Source organism: Acinetobacter rathckeae, assembly GCF_015627125.1.
In the GTDB taxonomy this organism is placed as follows: Bacteria; Pseudomonadota; Gammaproteobacteria; order Pseudomonadales; family Moraxellaceae; genus Acinetobacter; species Acinetobacter rathckeae.
Map to the genome: position 1 here is coordinate 46,813 of NZ_VTDO01000004.1, position 17,328 is coordinate 64,140.

At 40.1% G+C, this 17,328-nt stretch carries 16 protein-coding genes and 2 pseudogenes; 10 read left to right on the forward strand and 8 right to left on the reverse strand.

Annotated elements, in window-relative coordinates:
* The first annotated feature begins 111 nt into the window (after nt 1–111).
* The 6 genes from I2F31_RS07780 (at nt 112) to I2F31_RS07805 (ending at nt 6,555) form a co-directional block, all read left to right on the forward strand.
* On the forward strand, nt 112–732 hold the full coding sequence (locus tag I2F31_RS07780) for a LysE/ArgO family amino acid transporter (protein ID WP_195768781.1): 621 nt from the start codon (nt 112–114) through the stop codon (nt 730–732).
* Nucleotides 733–988: 256 nt separating this feature from the next.
* Nucleotides 989–1,663: a DUF421 domain-containing protein gene (locus I2F31_RS07785; protein ID WP_195768780.1), complete on the forward strand. Its 675-nt coding sequence runs from the start codon at nt 989–991 to the stop codon at nt 1,661–1,663.
* Nucleotides 1,664–1,841: 178 nt separating this feature from the next.
* Complete coding sequence (locus I2F31_RS07790; protein ID WP_323127569.1) at nt 1,842–3,299, forward strand: MBOAT family O-acyltransferase; 1,458 nt, start codon at nt 1,842–1,844, stop codon at nt 3,297–3,299.
* Nucleotides 3,286–4,368, forward strand: coding sequence for an SGNH/GDSL hydrolase family protein (locus I2F31_RS07795; protein ID WP_195773696.1), 1,083 nt, complete (start codon nt 3,286–3,288; stop codon nt 4,366–4,368). Before I2F31_RS07790 ends, I2F31_RS07795 begins: the two co-directional genes overlap by 14 nt.
* A gap of 13 nt (nt 4,369–4,381) precedes the next feature.
* Nucleotides 4,382–5,596: an SGNH/GDSL hydrolase family protein gene (locus I2F31_RS07800; protein WP_195773698.1), complete on the forward strand. Its 1,215-nt coding sequence runs from the start codon at nt 4,382–4,384 to the stop codon at nt 5,594–5,596.
* Nucleotides 5,597–5,673: 77 nt separating this feature from the next.
* Nucleotides 5,674–6,555 carry a glycerophosphodiester phosphodiesterase family protein gene (locus I2F31_RS07805; RefSeq protein ID WP_195773700.1) on the forward strand — a complete coding sequence of 294 codons (882 nt, stop codon included), beginning with the start codon at nt 5,674–5,676 and terminating at the stop codon, nt 6,553–6,555.
* Between the two features lie 31 nt (nt 6,556–6,586).
* Here I2F31_RS07805 and I2F31_RS07810 read toward each other — a convergent pair.
* Nucleotides 6,587–7,393, reverse strand: a pseudogene (locus I2F31_RS07810) (aminotransferase class III-fold pyridoxal phosphate-dependent enzyme); the annotation flags it as partial.
* A 40-nt stretch (nt 7,394–7,433) separates the two neighbouring features.
* Between I2F31_RS07810 and I2F31_RS07815 the strand changes: the two are divergent.
* A protein-coding gene (locus I2F31_RS07815) for an IS5 family transposase (RefSeq protein WP_195773702.1) occupies nt 7,434–8,257 on the forward strand; the annotation gives its coding sequence in 2 pieces (ribosomal slippage) (nt 7,434–7,821 and nt 7,821–8,257; 825 coding nt in all).
* A 20-nt stretch (nt 8,258–8,277) separates the two neighbouring features.
* Here I2F31_RS07815 and I2F31_RS07820 read toward each other — a convergent pair.
* The 6 genes and pseudogenes from I2F31_RS07820 to rutA form a co-directional block, all read right to left on the reverse strand.
* Nucleotides 8,278–8,790: pseudogene (locus I2F31_RS07820) on the reverse strand (aminotransferase class III-fold pyridoxal phosphate-dependent enzyme); the annotation flags it as partial.
* Between the two features lie 101 nt (nt 8,791–8,891).
* Nucleotides 8,892–10,187, reverse strand: a complete 1,296-nt coding sequence (locus I2F31_RS07825) for a solute carrier family 23 protein (protein WP_195773705.1) — start codon at nt 10,185–10,187, stop codon at nt 8,892–8,894.
* A gap of 38 nt (nt 10,188–10,225) precedes the next feature.
* Nucleotides 10,226–10,726, reverse strand: coding sequence for a flavin reductase (locus I2F31_RS07830; RefSeq protein WP_195768843.1), 501 nt, complete (start codon nt 10,724–10,726; stop codon nt 10,226–10,228).
* Nucleotides 10,727–10,902: 176 nt separating this feature from the next.
* The gene (rutC, locus tag I2F31_RS07835) at nt 10,903–11,283 is read right to left on the reverse strand and encodes a pyrimidine utilization protein C (RefSeq protein WP_195768773.1); all 381 of its coding nucleotides are present in this window, start codon (nt 11,281–11,283) and stop codon (nt 10,903–10,905) included.
* Between the two features lie 38 nt (nt 11,284–11,321).
* Nucleotides 11,322–12,044, reverse strand: coding sequence for a pyrimidine utilization protein B (rutB, locus tag I2F31_RS07840; protein ID WP_195768772.1), 723 nt, complete (start codon nt 12,042–12,044; stop codon nt 11,322–11,324).
* Nucleotides 12,041–13,159: a pyrimidine utilization protein A gene (gene rutA, locus I2F31_RS07845; protein WP_195773706.1), complete on the reverse strand. Its 1,119-nt coding sequence runs from the start codon at nt 13,157–13,159 to the stop codon at nt 12,041–12,043. Before rutA ends, rutB begins: the two co-directional genes overlap by 4 nt.
* Nucleotides 13,160–13,425: 266 nt before the next feature.
* Here rutA and I2F31_RS07850 point away from each other — a divergent pair, with 266 nt between their 5' ends.
* Together I2F31_RS07850 and I2F31_RS07855 are read left to right on the forward strand one after the other, a co-directional pair.
* Nucleotides 13,426–14,058 (forward strand): TetR family transcriptional regulator C-terminal domain-containing protein, encoded by a 633-nt coding sequence (locus I2F31_RS07850; protein ID WP_195768770.1) that lies wholly within the window; start codon nt 13,426–13,428, stop codon nt 14,056–14,058.
* An 80-nt stretch (nt 14,059–14,138) separates the two neighbouring features.
* Nucleotides 14,139–14,747, forward strand: a complete 609-nt coding sequence (locus I2F31_RS07855) for a LysE family translocator (RefSeq protein WP_195773708.1) — start codon at nt 14,139–14,141, stop codon at nt 14,745–14,747.
* Nucleotides 14,748–14,845: 98 nt separating this feature from the next.
* Here I2F31_RS07855 and rutD read toward each other — a convergent pair whose 3' ends face one another.
* Complete coding sequence (rutD, locus tag I2F31_RS07860; RefSeq protein WP_195773710.1) at nt 14,846–15,619, reverse strand: pyrimidine utilization protein D; 774 nt, start codon at nt 15,617–15,619, stop codon at nt 14,846–14,848.
* 207 nt (nt 15,620–15,826) lie between these two features.
* Here rutD and I2F31_RS07865 point away from each other — a divergent pair, with 207 nt between their 5' ends.
* On the forward strand, nt 15,827–17,302 hold the full coding sequence (locus I2F31_RS07865) for a SulP family inorganic anion transporter (protein WP_195768767.1): 1,476 nt from the start codon (nt 15,827–15,829) through the stop codon (nt 17,300–17,302).
* Nucleotides 17,303–17,328 lie beyond the last annotated feature (26 nt).

Genomic DNA, 17,328 nt, shown 5'->3' on the forward strand with positions numbered 1-17,328 from the left:
AATTAACCTAAGAAAAATTTAGTTTAATTTATTATTTCTTAGTTTTAATTAATTGACCAGTAAATTATGAATAATACTCGCTATAAATGATTGAAATGTTTGGGGTGAGTGATGTTGTGGGCAAGTTTTGCACAAGGTCTTGGCGTGGGTGCTGGGTTGATTATTGCCATTGGTGCGCAAAATGCGCATGTACTGCGTATGGCCATAAAAAAACAGCATGTCTGGCTCACTGTATTTGGTTGTATTTTATGTGATGCCATTGCAATTATGGTGGGTGTGGCGGGGCTAGGTCAGTCTTTGCAACAGTCGAGCATGCTGATGTTAATTGCTCGTTGGGGGGGCATTATTTTTTTACTGTGGTACGCCGTGCAAGCTTTAAAGCGAAGTCTATTTTCACAGCATGCATTACAGGTAGAGCAAATGAATGGACAGCAAATGCACCTCATGGTGGCTGTTCGCTTGGTCTTGGCAGTATCGCTCCTTAACCCACATTTTTATTTAGATACCATTGTTTTGCTTGGTTCAATTGGCAGCCAGCAACCGACTTCTATGTTGCAATATGCATTTGCAACGGGGGCAATTTGTGCCTCTATGGCATGGTTTATCTTGCTTGGTGGCACAGCGAAATGGCTTGCACCGTGGTTGAATCATGCCACCGCATGGCGTTGTATAGATGCTTTAATTGCAGTGATGATGTTTACCGTGGCTTATTTATTATTTCAAAGCCGATAATTGGCTTGGGGGAAATCTATTTTCTTTAGATAAAATGATTGTCGAATAAATAGCAATGTGAACGAAAATAAACAGATAGCGACATAAAAGTTATGTTATAGATACATTCAATGGACAACATGGTTGTGTCGTTGTCATATATCTCATTGTACAGTGTTGGGCTTATTTAAACCCTTAAGCTGACACTGTACTTTTTCTGATTCAATTGGCCATGTTAAGGCATGAATCTTGGTGATTTATTTTTGAAGAGATCTGCATGCTGTTTTATTCTTTAGTCTTTCTGAAGTTCTTTGTTGGTTTTGTGATTGTGATTATTCACTTAAATATTTCAGGGAAAACACAGTTATCTCAAATGACACCAGTCGACTTTATTGGTAACTTTGTACTTGGTGGCATTATTGGGGGGGTGATTTATAGCCGTGCTATTCCAATGTATGAATATATTTTAGTATTGCTGATCGGGGTTTTTCTGATTTCATCACTCAATTATATTTCTAAGCATGTATATTTACTACGAAATTTTACCATTGGTGAACCCATTCCAATTATTAAAAAACGCCAGTTTTTAATGGAAAATATTTTAGCCAAACAAAATAAAATCGACATTATTAATATTGTGTCACAGCTTCACTCTCAGGGTATTTATTCTTTTGAAGAAGTGTATTACGCACAAATTGAACCGAATGGTGAGTTAACGGTGATTTGTGACCCATCTAAAATGCCATCGGTGATTTTAATTAAAGAAGGCTCACTCCGTAGTAACGAGCTAAAACACATTAAGCGTGATGAAGCATGGTTAGAGCAAAAGTTGATTGATTTAGACATTAATTTAGAAGATGTATTTATTGCTGAATTTTGGAAAAACAAATTACGTTTTGTGCTACGAAGTGGTGAGTTAATTGAACAAGAAAATGCATTTGATAAATTGTAAAACCCCTCATTTTATTGAACTTTAACCCCAATACGTTAGTTACAATATTTCGCTCGGTGTCTGCTATTTTCTTGTTTGAAAAAGCGATACTGGATGCTATATTTGCGACCTGAATATAATAGTAAAAAAGTGTTGTATGTTCTCATTCTTGTCCATTGAATTTGCCTTATGTTTTATCGTGTTTTTTTGTATCTATTGGGCATGTCGCTTTAGTCCAAAACTGCAAAATATACTCTTGGTGATCGCAAGTTATGCAGTGATTTATTTGATGGCCAATGAAGTGGCATTACTGAGTATTTTCTTATTCAGTGTTATGGTTTTTGTGTTGTCTAAAATGATGCAAAGATTTGAAAAATATAAAAAAATGCTAATGATGGGCGGTATTTTTTTTACCGTGATGCAACTGTTTTTATTTAAATTTTATGATTTTTTTAGACCGCATGTTGCGTATAGCTTAGAGCAACTACAGCTTGATAGCTCAGGGCTTGCTGCTAATATTTTATTGCCATTAGGTTTGTCTTACTATTCATTTCAAGCCATTAGTTATTTGGTCAGTTGTTATCAAGCAAATGAGCAGACTGAACCACTTAAATTTGATGCGTTATTACTGCATTTTTCGTTTTTTTGTACCATTACCGCAGGGCCGATAGCCCGTGTTGAATCTGCAAAGGGTTTAACAGATATTAACCAACAACCTTGTGGTATGCGTGAGCAAATTTGTAGCACACAAAAGCGTCATATTTTATGGCCAAGCTTAGCCTTTTTATTATTGGCACTTGCATTAATCAAAAAGTGGTGGCTTGCCACTTGGTTGGCAGACAGTTGGGTGAATCCTGTCTTTTCCAACCCGATGCAATACCACAGCTTAGAAATCTTGGCAGCCATTTATGGTTATACCGTACAGCTATTTTTAGATTTTTCAGGCTATAGCGAAATGATGATTGCTTTTGCATTACTGCTTGGCTTTCGTTTACCTGTTAATTTTAGAGCACCATTACTTGCACATAACATTCGTGAGTTCTGGAACCGTTGGCATATTAGTTTATCTACATGGATACGTGACTATATTTATATTCCGCTTGGTGGGAATCGTGGCGGGTTTATGAAAACCCAAGTCAATTTACTGAGTGCCATGGTTTTGTCGGGTATTTGGCATGGTTCGGGATGGAATTTCTTACTGTGGGGGCTGTTTCATGGTTTGGCGTTGGTATTACTCAATACAGCCGATTTACTCTATACAAAAATATTTAAAGTCACAGTAAAAGAAGCACAAGATGCACTGTATCGCTCGAGTTGGTTGGGTAAAGCCCTCGGTATAGTGGTGACCATTCATTTTGTGTGTTTTTGCTTTGTATTTTTTAGAGCCAAGACTTTTGATGAAGCAATCAACGTATTTCAATCGTTATTTCATAATACCCATAATGTGCCGTGGTCAAGTAACCCACTGTATTTCATTAGCTTATTATTACTCAGCTGGATATTGTATCCGTTTGCGAGAAAGCTCGTCTCTCCTACAACATTACAGGATTGGCAGTTACCCAAGTATCGGTTATTTATACCATTGTTATTGGTTTTTGTTTTAATTTTAGTCTGTGCACCGTCTGGTATTCCAGGATTTATCTATGCAAATTTCTAAGCCAACCCATCCTGAAATGACGCAGCCGAGTACCGTGTGTCGTTCTACAGATCAAATACATTATATGAATGTATGTTCAGTGGTTCTTTTTTTAGTGACCTGTGCAGGTACAGGGCTTTGGTTATTACAAAACTCGGTCAATGCATATTATGAACAAACCTATCATACTGAAAGTCCGTTACATGTTTTAGACAAATATACGCTATGGAAACAAGGTGGGCAGTGGGGCGATGTTTTGTATCGTGAGCGAGATTCACTGGTACAACATATTGCACAGCAAAACCAAGCAGTGACAGATGGCTTTAACCAAGACTATGCCTATAGTCCTGAATATAAAGCTATACTTGCCCAAAAAACACGTTTAGAAACCGAACAAAGACAACAGCTTTTAGTCGCTCAAGCACAGCAAAAAGCACAAGATGATTTAACCCAAAAATTTACACTCAAAGCGAATGATCAGGTGTTTTTTGCGGGTGACTCTATGATGCAGGGCGTTGCACCTTATGTGCAAAAAGCACTACTTGAACAGTTTCAAATTAAGACCGTGAATTTAAGTAAACAAAGTACGGGACTAGCGTATCCCAAACTCTTTGATTGGCCAAAAACCATTAAAGATACCATTATGGCGAATCCACAAATCAAAATATTGGTGGTTTTTTTGGGGCCAAATGATCCGTGGGATATGCCAAATCCAAATGGTGGTCATTACTTGAAATATGAGTCACCTGAGTGGGAAGCGGTTTATCGTTCACGCATTGCAGAGATTATTCAAACGGCAAATCAGCATCATGTCAATGTGATGTGGATTACGCCACCGAATATGAGAAAACCGACATTAAACAAACAGATGATTTATTTAAGTCATGTGGTTGCAGATGAGGTACAAAAACATAAAGCTTTATCTCTCGACTCGCGTGAAATACTGGGCAGTATGAATAATATTTACAGTGACTATTTTCAAGACAATGGCCAAGCTGTGAAAGTACGCAGTGCAGACGGTATTCACTTTTCTCCAGATGGGAAAAAACGTATTGCACATACCATTTTGCATTATTTAAAAGTCAGCTAATTGAGTGATATACATGAAAGCATTTTTACCCCTCGTATGGGCTTTAGCAGTGACTTCAGCGGTATATGCCGATACTTTAAGTAACTTTTCTGAGCCCAATATGGCCAAGTTACAACATGCTTTACAGGCTAAAACGGCCAATATTATCCAATTAGGTGACTCACATACTGCAGCTGATTTAATGACAGGGTCTCTACGTGACCGTTTACAACAGCAATTAGGCAATGGCGGTATGGGATGGGGTATGCCCATGTATTTTACAGGGCAACGCTTATCTTTATATGGTTATGACAACATGGGGTGGCAAGCGGTATCGAGCCGTACCGAACACAATGCTAACTACAGTTTAGGTGGCTTATTGGCTGTACCAAAAACGATGGGTGCAACACTGACCATAAAAGCCAAACAACCTGAGTCTGAACAACATATCATGGTGAGTATTCGGCAAGGGGCAAGTGATGCACCGCTTGCTATAACAGATGCCATGGGTAAACAGATGGCAATAGAAGCCCCAATTAAAAATAATACATGGCAGTTTGCACAGTTTAATGCCACCTTGCCGTTTACTGTGACCGCACACAGTGCCACAGATACTGCCATTGCTGGGTGGTGGGCTAAAAATGCCAATGGGCAAGGTGTGGTGGTTTCGGCTTTAGGGATTAATGGCTCTGAGTTGTCACAGTGGGATCGTTGGAATACCACAGCATGGCAACAAGAGCTAAAACACATTGCACCAGACTTAGTGATTTTTGCGTATGGTACCAATGAGGCTTACAACGACCATTTAGATGTTGCCCAAACCAAGCAAGTGCTGATTGAGCGTATTCAACAGATCCGCCAAGCCAGTCCGTCTACTGCCATTTTGATTGTGTCTGCACCTGAAAGCTTGAAAAGTACCGCAGGGGAGTGTGGCATTCGCCCAATCAATTTAACGGCTGTGCAAGAGATGCAAAAGCAGGTGGCACAAACAGAACATACCTTGTTTTGGAGTTGGCAACAGGCCATGGGTGGGCAATGCAGTATGAAAAAATGGATTGCACAAGGACTAGGCCGTGGTGATGGGGTGCATTTTACTGCATCAGGCTATCAGCAGTTGGGGCAGGCATTAGCAACAGATATTTTAAATTTTGCCTCTATATCTCGCATCAATACCACAACCACTACAGCCGTAAAAGCTGTGCCCAATGTAGCAGGAAAAATGAGTATTGCTTGGTCGAGTGATGAGTAAAAGAAGTAGGGGCTGTAGAGATCTGTTTGTCACAATTAAAGTTTAAAGTTGAGTTATTCTTTCATTGGACGCCAATAATGATCAAAAAAGCGTGTCTGTACGGCCTTGTTTGTTTCTTTTCTGCTGTTGCATTGGCAGATCCTTTCGTGGTTGCACACCGTGGTGGTACAGCAGATGCCCCTGAAAATACAGTGAGTGCAATACAAAAAGCTTTGACCAACCATGCCAATATTGTTTGGGTGACGGTGCAAATGAGCAAAGACGGTATGGTGGTGCTGTATCGCCCGAGTAATTTATCCAGTTTAAGCAATGGCGATGGGCTTGTTTCAGCATATGATTATGCCGAGCTAGAAAAACTTAATGTGGCACGTGACTTTAACCAAAAACACCACAGTCATTTTGATGAAAAAATGCCTACTTTACAGCAGGTTTTAGAGCGTTTTCCTCATACACCATTTGTGATTGATATTAAATCACCTGACGCAGACCCACAGTACATGGCAAAACAATTAACAGATCTTGTTATGGCACAGCATGCTGAAAAACGAGTGGTGTTTTACTCGACCAATACCGCCTTTTTAACGGCATTACCTAAACACTTAAATCGGTTTGAAAGCCGAGATGACACACGTACGCTACTCACCCATATTTTACTTTCAGGTGGTCAATGTCCAATTGATAAAAAACTCAATCAACGTAAATGGTATGGTTTTGAGCTAAGACGAAAAGTTGAAGTGGTTGAAAAATTTACTTTAGGTGAAGGTCGAACAGCCACCGAGTTGGTTTGGAATAAAGCGGCAATGGATTGTTTCCGTACAGGTGGGTCATCTGTGGTTTTATTTGCCATTAATAGCCCCGCAGATTATCAAGTGGCGAAGAAGTTACATGCAGATGCTGTGATGGTTGACTCACTCGTTGATTTAAATCAGACCTTTAAGCACGAGGAAAATATGCGTTGAGCCAATCGCTAAACGCATATATCCATTTCAATTAATCGGTTTTATGTAACTGCTCACCCACCGCATGAAATAGTCGGTCTAAATCATCGACTTTACTGTTAAACATTGGCCCAAATTGTAGTGTATCGCCACCAAAACGGACATAAAAGCCTGCTTTCCACAGGGCAATGCCTGCTTCAAATGGGCGTATGGTTGGGTCGCCATCTCGTGCGTGTAATTGAATAGCACCCACTAAACCACAGTTGCGAATATCTGCCACGTGCGGGCAGTTTTTGAGTCCATGAATCAGTTGTTCAAATTGTGGGGCTAAGGCTTTAGATTGTTCAATGAGTTGTTCTTGTTTAAGTAACTCAAGTGTTGCTAAGCCTGCGGCACAAGCTACAGGGTGTGCTGAATAAGTGTAGCCATGTGCAAATTCAATGGCATGTTCTGGTAAATCTTGCTGCATAAAGGTTTGATAAATTTCAGAGCTGGCCACCACACCACCCAATGGAATATTGCCATTGGTAATTTGTTTGGCAAAATTTAAAATGTCTGGGGTCACGCCAAAATATTCAGCCCCTGTCCATGTGCCTAAGCGACCAAAGCCTGTAATCACTTCATCAAAAATAAGTAAGATGTCGTGTTGGTCACAAATTTCACGCAAGCGTTGTAAGTAGCCTTTGGGTGGAATAATGGCCCCTGCTGAACCAGACAGTGGCTCTACAATCACGGCAGCAATGTTTGAGGCATCGTGTAATTCAATCAGTTTTAACATTTCGTTGGCAAGTGCTACACCGCCATCTTCTGCCATACCTTTGGTAAAGGCATGGCCTGCTTGTAGGGTATGTGATAAATAGACCTTTTGCGAAATAAGAATTAGTCCTCATAAAGAGAGTATGAGATATGAACATTTAAAAAGATATTCTGATACAGAATTCAAAAGATTAGTTGGTGTGCCTAGAGAACTATTTTCAGAAATGGTTTCGGTCATTCATGATGCTGAATTACAAAAACGTAGGCCTGGTCGTCGTCATAGCTTAAGCTTAGAAGATCAATTGTTATTAACACTCAACTACTTAAGACTATATACGACACAGCTTTCACTCTCTGCGTCTTATGGGATTGCAGAAAGTAATGTGAACAGAACGATCCATAAAATAGAAAATATTTTGGTCAAATCCAGAAGATTTGCATTACCCAAAAAAGCAATGGTGACTGAAGATGAGGATTTTAATTGGGTGATTCTTGATTGTACAGAAACAGAAATAGAACGTCCCAAAAAAAGCAGTGGCGATACTATAGCGGAAAAAAGAAAAAACATACCCTGAAAACGCAGGTCATCTACCATCCTAAAAGTCAGCAGATTATTGGTATAGACATTGGTTTTGGTCGAGAGCATGACATTCATTTAGCCAAAAGAACAACGCATAGATTGCATGGGATTCGTTATATTATGAGGGATTTAGGTTATTATGGTCTTAAAGAAAAAGGATTTAACCTATTGATTCCTTATAAAAAACAGAAGAAATTAGATTTAACAGGTGTTAAAAAAAGTTTTAATAAACAACTGAGCAACTACCGCATAAAGATAGAGCATATTAACCGACTGATCAAAATATTTAAAATCACATCATCATGTTATAGAAATAGACGTAAGAGATTTGGCTTAAGAATGAATCTTATTGCAGGGCTGGTGAATTGGATGAACAGAGCCCTTTAGTTTATTTCGCAAGAGGTCTAATGGTCGACATCTAAAAATTGTCCAAAGATTTTGCGGTTACCACCAATACCACCCAAGCTTGTCCCTGCCAAATTTACGCCGTGATAGCCTTTCATACGTCCAATAAATTTGGTTTTAGAGGCCTTGCCTTGAATACGCCAATAGGCTTTGGCCAGTTTTACTGCGGTGTCTGCACACTCAGAACCTGAGCCTGTAAATAAAACATGGTTGAGTCCTTCAGGCATCAGTTCAACAATTTTATCTGCCAATTCAAAAGACAGTGTATGGGCGTATTGAAATGCAGGTGAATAATCGAGGGTAGAGAGTTGTTTTGTGACTGCCTGACCAATGACACTGCGGGTATGGCCTGCACCACATGTCCATAAACCTGACAGTGAGTCATAAATTTGTCGGCCTTGATCATCAGTCAAATGGTGGTGATGGGAAGAAACCACAATACGAGGGTCTTTGTGAAAACTACGGTTGGCACTAAACGCGAGCCAATGGGCATTTGAGTATGTTTTTGTGGTCATGCTGTCCTCAATGATAGAGCTATTTTTAGTGGTTTATTTATTGTGATCTAATGATTGTACGCAGCTTTTTAGAGCTGCGTCTTTTATCTTTTTGTTTGAAATTATGCGTTTGATTTTCGGTTTAAGATCAGGTTCAGTACAATGGCTGCAAAGGTTGCAGTACCAATCCCACCTAAGTCTAGGCTACCAATATGTAAAGCGTAGTTACCTGCACCCATAATGATAGTGATCGCAGCCACAAACATATTACCATTTTGGCTGAAATCAACTTTGTTATTGATCCAAATACGAATACCTGAAATGGTAATTAAACCAAACACCACAATAGATGCACCGCCCAAAATAGCACTTGGTATGGTGCTGATTAACGCACCAAATTTAGGCGATAAGCCTAAGGCCATTGCAAATACACCTGCAACGACAAAAACAATGGTCGAGTAAATTTTGGTGGCCGCCATGACGCCAATATTTTCAGCATAGGTGGTCATGCCTGTACCACCAATCATGCCTGATAAACTTGTACATACACCATCGGCTAAAAAGGCACGTCCCATATAGGGTGAAATGTTTTGACCTGTCATAGCACTGACTGCTTTAAAGTGACCTAAGTTTTCTGCCACCAAAATAATCACTACAGGAATGATCAGCAGTGCAGCATTCATGGTAAATACAGGGCTGTGAAAGGTAGGTAAACCAAACCAAGCGGCTTGTTGAATAGGGGCAAAGTCAATTGGTTTGCCAAAGCCAAGCAGATTAGAGAGCACAAAATAAATGACGTAAGACAAGATTAAACCAACAAGCAATAATAAACGGCGCAGTAAACCTGTGGTAAATACAGCCACTGAACCAATACACAGCACGGTAATAAACGCCAACCAACTGTCAAATGCATTGCCAGATACACCCTTGATGGTTACGGGTGCAAGGTTCAAACCAATAATCATAACAATACCCCCTGTGACGACAGGAGGAAGTAGGTTTTCAATCCATTGTGTACCAGTTTTCATGACCAAGAGGCCGATTACGGCATAAACTAAGCCACACAGTACAATGCCCCCAAGAGCAATCTCTATATTGGGGTTTGCTCCCATGCCGTTATAGCCTGTTGCGGCAGCGACTGCACCAATAAAAGCAAAGCTTGAGCCTAAATAACTCGGCACACGCCCACCTGTAATGAGGAAAAATAAAATCGTGCCAATACCTGTCATGAGCATGGTTAAACTAGGGTTAAAGCCCATGAGTAACGGGGCTAAAATGGTTGCACCAAACATCGCAAACGCATGTTGTGCTCCCAAGACGATTGATTGCCCAACAGGTAGATATTCATTCATTGCCACAGGTGTTTTTTCTAAATCACCTTGAAATGGTTTCCATGTGTTAAACCAACGTTCACGCATTATTATCTCCCCTGAAATACGAGGTGTGGGTGATGAGTTTAAGAATGACGGTTTAAGCTGTGATAGGCACGGTCAAAGTAAATAAGGCCATGGCCTGTACCAAGTTTAGTTTCTAGCACTTCACAAAATAAAACGTCATGGGTACCCACACTTGAAATGTCTGTAATTTTACAGTCAAAAGCCACAACTGCGTCATCTAATACTGGAGATGATGTGCATAAATAATGCCAAGTTGCTTTTTCGAAACGTTCTACCATGGGGGTTTTACCACCAAATGTATTTGAAAGTGTGGTGTGATGCTGTCCTAAAGTGTTTACACATAAGACTTGATTGGCTTTAAATGTTTCATAGACAGATGCATTACGATTTAAACATACTAGTAAAGTCGGTGGGTTGTCGGTCACGCTACAGACCGCAGAGGCTGTAAAACCTGCTTTTCCTGCAGGGCCATCGGTCGTAATTACATTGACAGCTGCAGCCAATTGACTCATTGCATTGCGAAAGTTCTGTTGTGCTTCAGAGAGTATTGGTTTATTCATAAGAGATGAGCAAGTATTTTCAGAAGTGGATGTGGAGTGGTGATGTGCTATATTAACTGATCCTGCTTTGTCTGACATGGTTTGAACCTCATAGCTAAAACAAGTGATGATCTGTATGGGGCATACAGTAGCAGTTGAGTGCTACTGTATATACTATTTTTAATAAAAATAATCGTTTATAGGTGTGCAATGGATGAGATTTCAATGAGTGCATCAGGTTTTACCAGCCCACACTGAATGCAGTAGCGTGCAGGTTTGTCACCGGGGAAGTATTCGGCATAGACCGCATTCACAGCTGCATAATCAGCCCAGTCTTTAATAAAGATTGAATTGAACGTGACATCATCCATCGTGCCACCTGCAGTTTCAATCACGGTTTTAATGGTGGTGAGTACGTGGTGTGTTTGAGCGGTTGCATCGCCCACGTGAACCACTTCTGCATTTTGATCCAGTGGCAGTGTGCCAGATACATATACAATGTTGTCTGCTTGCGTGGCAGGTACATAGGGTGCAAGTGGTTTGCCTGTACCTTCTGGTAAAATAATTTTCTTTGGCATGATGTTGTTATCCTTTTTAAATGCGTTGAATGATCAGCTTATGCCTTTTTTGTAAAGGTTTCGACAAAGTTTTGGGTATCGGAGACCCAACCAAAAAAGGTTTTAACATTAAACAATGTGGCATCGTGTGCGGACTTAGGGCCTGCTTGGTAGCATGCATCATCTAGTAGTACACCAAAGTATTCTAAGAAGAAGCCATCTCTGAGTGTAGATTCGACACAGACGTTGGTGGCAATGCCGGTAAACACTAAATTGCGAATACCCTGAGCACGTAAAATGCTGTCAAATTGAGTATTGAAAAAACCGCTGTAGCGTGGCTTTGGTACAACAATATCTTGTGGTTGTGGTTTTAATTGGTCAACCAATTCATAGTCCCAACCGCCTTTTGCAAGCAATGTCCCTTGTAACTCTGGGCGTTTACGCATGGTTTTGAGGGCGTTTGATTTGTGAAAGTTCGGTGAGCCTGCACCCCCTGCTTCTACGTATTGGTTGTCCCAGCCATTTTTAAAGAAAATGACTTGAATACCTGCTTCATGGGCAGCATCAATTGCCTGTTGAATCTTTTCAATCACAGGCTGTGTGGTAGAGACATCAAAGCCTGCTAAATCTAAGTAACCGCCAATGGTGGAGTAGGCATTTTGCATATCAACCACAATCAGTGCAGTTTGTTTTGGGTCTAAACGAATTGACTCAGGTTCTGCGTGAAGTACGGGGCTTGTTTCTGCGGTGAAGTCGGCAGAAATGATGGTTTTTTCGCTCATGCAGTCACATCCTCTTTAATATTTTTGACTTGGCTTGGTACGGGGCTATCTACATCAATACGGCTTTTCATGAGGGGTTGGATTTTTTCACCAAAGTCATTTACGCCTTGGACAAAATCATCAAAAGTCAGCAAGATACCCTCTGTGCCTTTGACTTCGGAAATTTCATCGAGCATGCCTGCGACTTTCTCAAATGAACCAACCAGTGTCCCCATGTTAATATTTACAGGTGAAACACTTGAAGTCATGCTTCTGACATTGGTGTCTGCACCTGAAGTTTTATCTTTTGCCCCTTGGTCTTGTAACCATGCAATGGCATCTAGGTCTGCACCTTCGTTATAACTGGTCCATTTTTCCATCGCTTCTTCATCTGTTTCGGCTGTAATCACCATGAACAATGCCAGTGTCGCTACATTACGGCCAGTTTGGTCTGTATATACTTTTAGGCGGTCATTGATTGGCGCAAATGCCGTAGGGGTATTGAATCCTTTACCAAAAACAAAGTTGTAGGTGGCATATTTTGCAGAGAATTCTAAACCTGCATCTGACTGACCTGCACAGATAATACTTAACTCTTTTGATGGTGTGGGCTTGACTTGGCAGTCATCCATTTTGAAGAATTCACCTTTAAAGTCAGATGATCCTGTGCCCCAAAGGTCTTTGAGTACTTGTACGTATTCTGAAAGGTATTGGTAGCGTTTGCCAAAGAATTCATCACCCGGCCACATGCCCATTTGGCTGTATTCTGGGCGTTGCCAGCCTGTGACCACATTTAAGCCAAAGCGGCCATTTGAAATAGAATCAAGTGTCGTTGCCATACGTGCCACAATGGCAGGAGGCATCACTAAAGTAGCCGATGTGGCAAAAATTTTAATTTTAGAGGTGACTGCTGCTAGGCCAGACATGAGGGTAAAACTTTCTAAGTTGTAGTCCCAAAATTCGGTTTCACCGCCAAAGCCCCGCAGTTTAATCATAGATAATGCAAAGTCGAAGCCGTATTTCTCGGCACTTAGTACAATTTCTTTATTAAGTTCAAATGTTGGTTTGTATTGAGGCGAATTTTTTGAAATTAGCCAGCCATTGTTTCCGATCGGACAAAAAACACCTACTTGCATGTGACACCTCATTTGTTATGTGGTTTGAGTTTTAATATTTTTATTAATGCATAATGTATGCCAATATATTTTTGTGAATAAAAGCAATAGTTTATTTTATTTTTTAAAATTTATTAGTTGGACTAAGTAGTCTAATAAATGCACTTAAATAAAACATGCACTATTTTTTGCACAGATTTTATGCAAAAAGTGCTACTGTGTGGCAAGGTTGCACCGAGGCAACCAAAGTATCTATGGTAAATAAAGAAATGGTTGTGTGAGTAAACATGAGTCGTGGTAAAAAAACTGATTTAATCGAATCTAAAGAACAACATATTGTTTTGGCAGCATTGTCGGTGTTCTCGCAATATGGCTTGCAAGGTGCAAGCATGGAAAAAATTGCAGAAGTGGCAGGTGTGTCTAAGTCAAACCTATTTTATTATTTTAAAAATAAAGAGCATCTCTATATAGAAGTGTTGTCTTATGTATTGACGGAATGGTTAGAGCCACTGAATTATTTTTCTGAACAAAGTGACCCTCGGCAGGTGTTAGAAAGCTATATTGAATTGAAATATGAAATGTCTAAGAAGAATCCGCAAGCTTCTCGTTTATATGCATTAGAAATGATTCAAGGCTCGCCGTACTTAATGAAAGTACTAAAAACGGCTTTAAAACCATTGGTCATGAAAAAAGTACAGATTATTGAATACTGGATTGCACAAAAGAAAATTAAACCTGTGTCGCCGATTCATCTTATTTTTCATATTTGGGCGGTGACACAACACTATGCAGATTTTGCGACCCAAGTACAGGTGGTCACAGGTAAAACACTGAGTAATAAAGCCTTTAAGCAAGAGGCAATTGCCACGACAAAACAGCTACTATTGGGCAGTGTTTTATTGTTTGATGCCGAGCATTGAAATAGATGTAACAAACACGCATTTGAAAAAGGCACAAAAAAAATTATGCTATGTACTGATAATAACCAAGAGTATTTTTTATGATTTCTTTGAGTGTCGTTTTCAGTATTTGTTTGGCTTTATTGCTTGGTGCAATGAGTCCAGGACCTACATTCATTGCGGTTGTGCAAAACGCTGTGATTAAGTCTAGAAAACACGGTGTTGGTACGGCTATGGGGGCGATGCTTTTTGGTCTTTTCGCTGTGATAGGCTTGCAGGCCATTTTACTTGCTGTGCCATCTCTTTATATTTTACTGAAAGTTTTTGGTGGTTTATACCTTATTTGGTTAGCAATTAAGGTATTTAAAGGTGCAAATAAAGCGGTTTCATTTGCAGATAATGACCCGAAGACAGGTTCTATGTTTACGTGTTTTCAACAGGGCATATTTACGCAACTCAGTAACCCTAAAACAGCAGTTATTATGGCCAGTATCTTTACTGCTTTACTGCCTAAAACATTAACGATGGGTTATATTATTTTAATTCCAGTGTTATGTTTTATGATTGATTTTGCTTGGTATGCTGTCGTCTCAATGTTATTTTCGTCGAAAAAACCTAGAGAAATATACTTGAGATTTAAGACAGTATTTGATTATTTGTCATCAGGGATTTTATGTTTTTTAGGCATAAAACTTTTAATCAAAAACTAAATTACAAATAAGCATGTTGAGTGAAAATATGGTGGTTAGCACGATTTTACAGACAGACCGCTAGCTCTAACCACCATGACATGGAATATGGGTGAAGCTTAGTCGACTAAAAATTGTTGTAGACAGGTATTGATTTGCTCAGTTTCTGTGACAGTCGAGGCATGAGCACCGGTTTTAAATAACTTAAATTGACTGTGAGCAATGGCTTTAGACAAGGCAAGTCCACGTTGCCACGGCACTAAAAAGTCATCTTCGTTGCTAATAATTAAGCATGGCATAGTGACATACTTAACGGATTGTAGTGGCTCGTAGCTTTTTAAAGCGTTGACACGGGTTTTGATATTGGCTTCGGTACAGGCATGTTCAATCATGTGCTGTTCTTGTTGTTTAAGCTGTTGGTCATGTGCTGAAATCCACGCAGGTGGATACAAAAACAAGGCTTGAGCTTGAATATATGCGGCTGTTCCTGCATGCTCTAGGAGTGTTAATCGTGTTGTAAAACAGCGTAGGGTGTGTGGGTCGAGCTGTTCCCACGGGTTAATCATAATCATTTTTTCAATGCATTTTGGTGCGATTTTTGCCAACTCCATACCAATAAATGCACCGAGTGCATGACCAATAAAGTAGCATTGGTCGATGTGTGCAGTTTGCATGATCTGATGTAATTCAGTGGCCATGTCTGTCAGGCTGTAGCCATTGGGTAGGTCTGCACTGTTGCTAGTAATGCCAATGTGGTCATAGGTGAGTACATGAAAATGTTGGCTGAGGGCTTCAATTTGTGGCTTCCAAAATTGAGCATGGCCGCCTAAACCTGAGCTCAACACAACGGTTTTGGCATGGGTGTTTTGACTTGGATAAATTGTATATGTCATGGTTAAATCAAAAAATAAAAAAGGTGTTATTCTTTTAAAAGCAAAAATTATACCCATTAACAATCGCACTACAGCAACGGTTATAGATTAAGTAAATTTTAATGGCTTTATGGCAGTATAAATACTGCACATATTCGATGATGTTATTTTTATTTAAACCTTTAATTTTTAAAATCTTTTATTGTCTTTATAACAACATGGTTTTTTATGTTACTCAGTTATCAAAAACAGTGGTTTGGTCATGTCCGTAAAGACATTTTAGCAGGGCTTGTGGTTGGGCTTGCTTTAATTCCAGAAGCCATTTCTTTTTCAGTCATTGCAGGTGTTGACCCAAGTGTGGGGCTATACGCAGCCTTTTCTATGGCTGTTGTGATTGCATTTGTGGGAGGGCGTCCCGCCATGATCTCGGCGGCCACAGGGGCAATGGCATTGCTCATGGTCACGTTGGTGAAAGAACATGGTTTACAGTATTTATTTGCCACCACCATTTTAACGGGTTTGCTACAAATTACCATTGGTAAAATTCGTTTGGCTCGACTGATGCGTTTTGTACCGAAGCCTGTAGTGATTGGCTTTGTGAATGCTTTGGCGATTGTGACATTTATGGCACAGCTACCACACTTAATACATGTGCCTTATGCGGTGTATGGTTTGGTGGTGTTGGGGCTTTTGATTATTTATGCGTTTCCTAAAATTCCCAAAGTGGGGCAGATGTTACCCCCTTCGCTGGTTTGTATTATTGTCCTGACGTTACTGACCATCTTTTTAGGGCTGTCGGTTAAAACAGTGGGTGATATGGGGCATTTGCCACAGAGCTTACCTGTTTTTCTCATGCCTGATATTCCATTTACATGGCAAACCCTTGGCATTATTTTTCCTTATGCGATTGCCATGGCTTTTGTAGGTTTGCTTGAGTCAGTGATGACGGCTAAGTTGATTGACCAAATTACCCATACTGAAAGTAATAAACACCAAGAATGTATCGGGCAGGGCATTGCCAATATTGTCACAGGCTTTTTAGGAGGCATGGCAGGCTGTGCCATTATTGGTCAGTCAATGATTAATGTGAAGTCGGGTGCAAGAGGTCGATTATCTACATTTGTGGCAGGTGCATTTTTACTGGTATTGGTGCTGTTTTTAACGGGGTGGTTAAAAGTCATTCCTATGGCTGCATTGGTGGCTGTGATGATTGTGGTGTGTATACATACCTTTGATTGGCAGTCGATCACACAATTTAAAAACCAACCTACAAGTAATAATGTGGTGATGATTGTGACAGTCGCCGTGGTACTGCTGAGTCATAACTTAGCTTTAGGTGTATTAGCAGGTGTACTGGTGTCAGCTTTGTGTTTGGTGGCACAACTTGAACAAAGTATTCAGGTGAAAGCACTGCCCATCTTGGAGCAAACCCAAACGTATCAAGTGACAGGACAGCTATTTTTTAGTTCGTCTGACATATTTCTTAAAGCCTTTGATTTTAATATAGAAGCTGTTCATCATGTCGTGATTGACTTAACAGCAGCAGATGTGTGGGATATTAACGCAGTAGAAGCATTAGATTTGGTGGCACAGCAATATCAGTACCGTCAAATCACGTGTACTGTGGTGGGATTAAATGAAAGAAGTTTAATGATGATGCAGCGTTACGGTCGTGACAACACCCTTGTTGAATCTCACGGGTGAGTGAAGCGGTATGATATTGATAGACA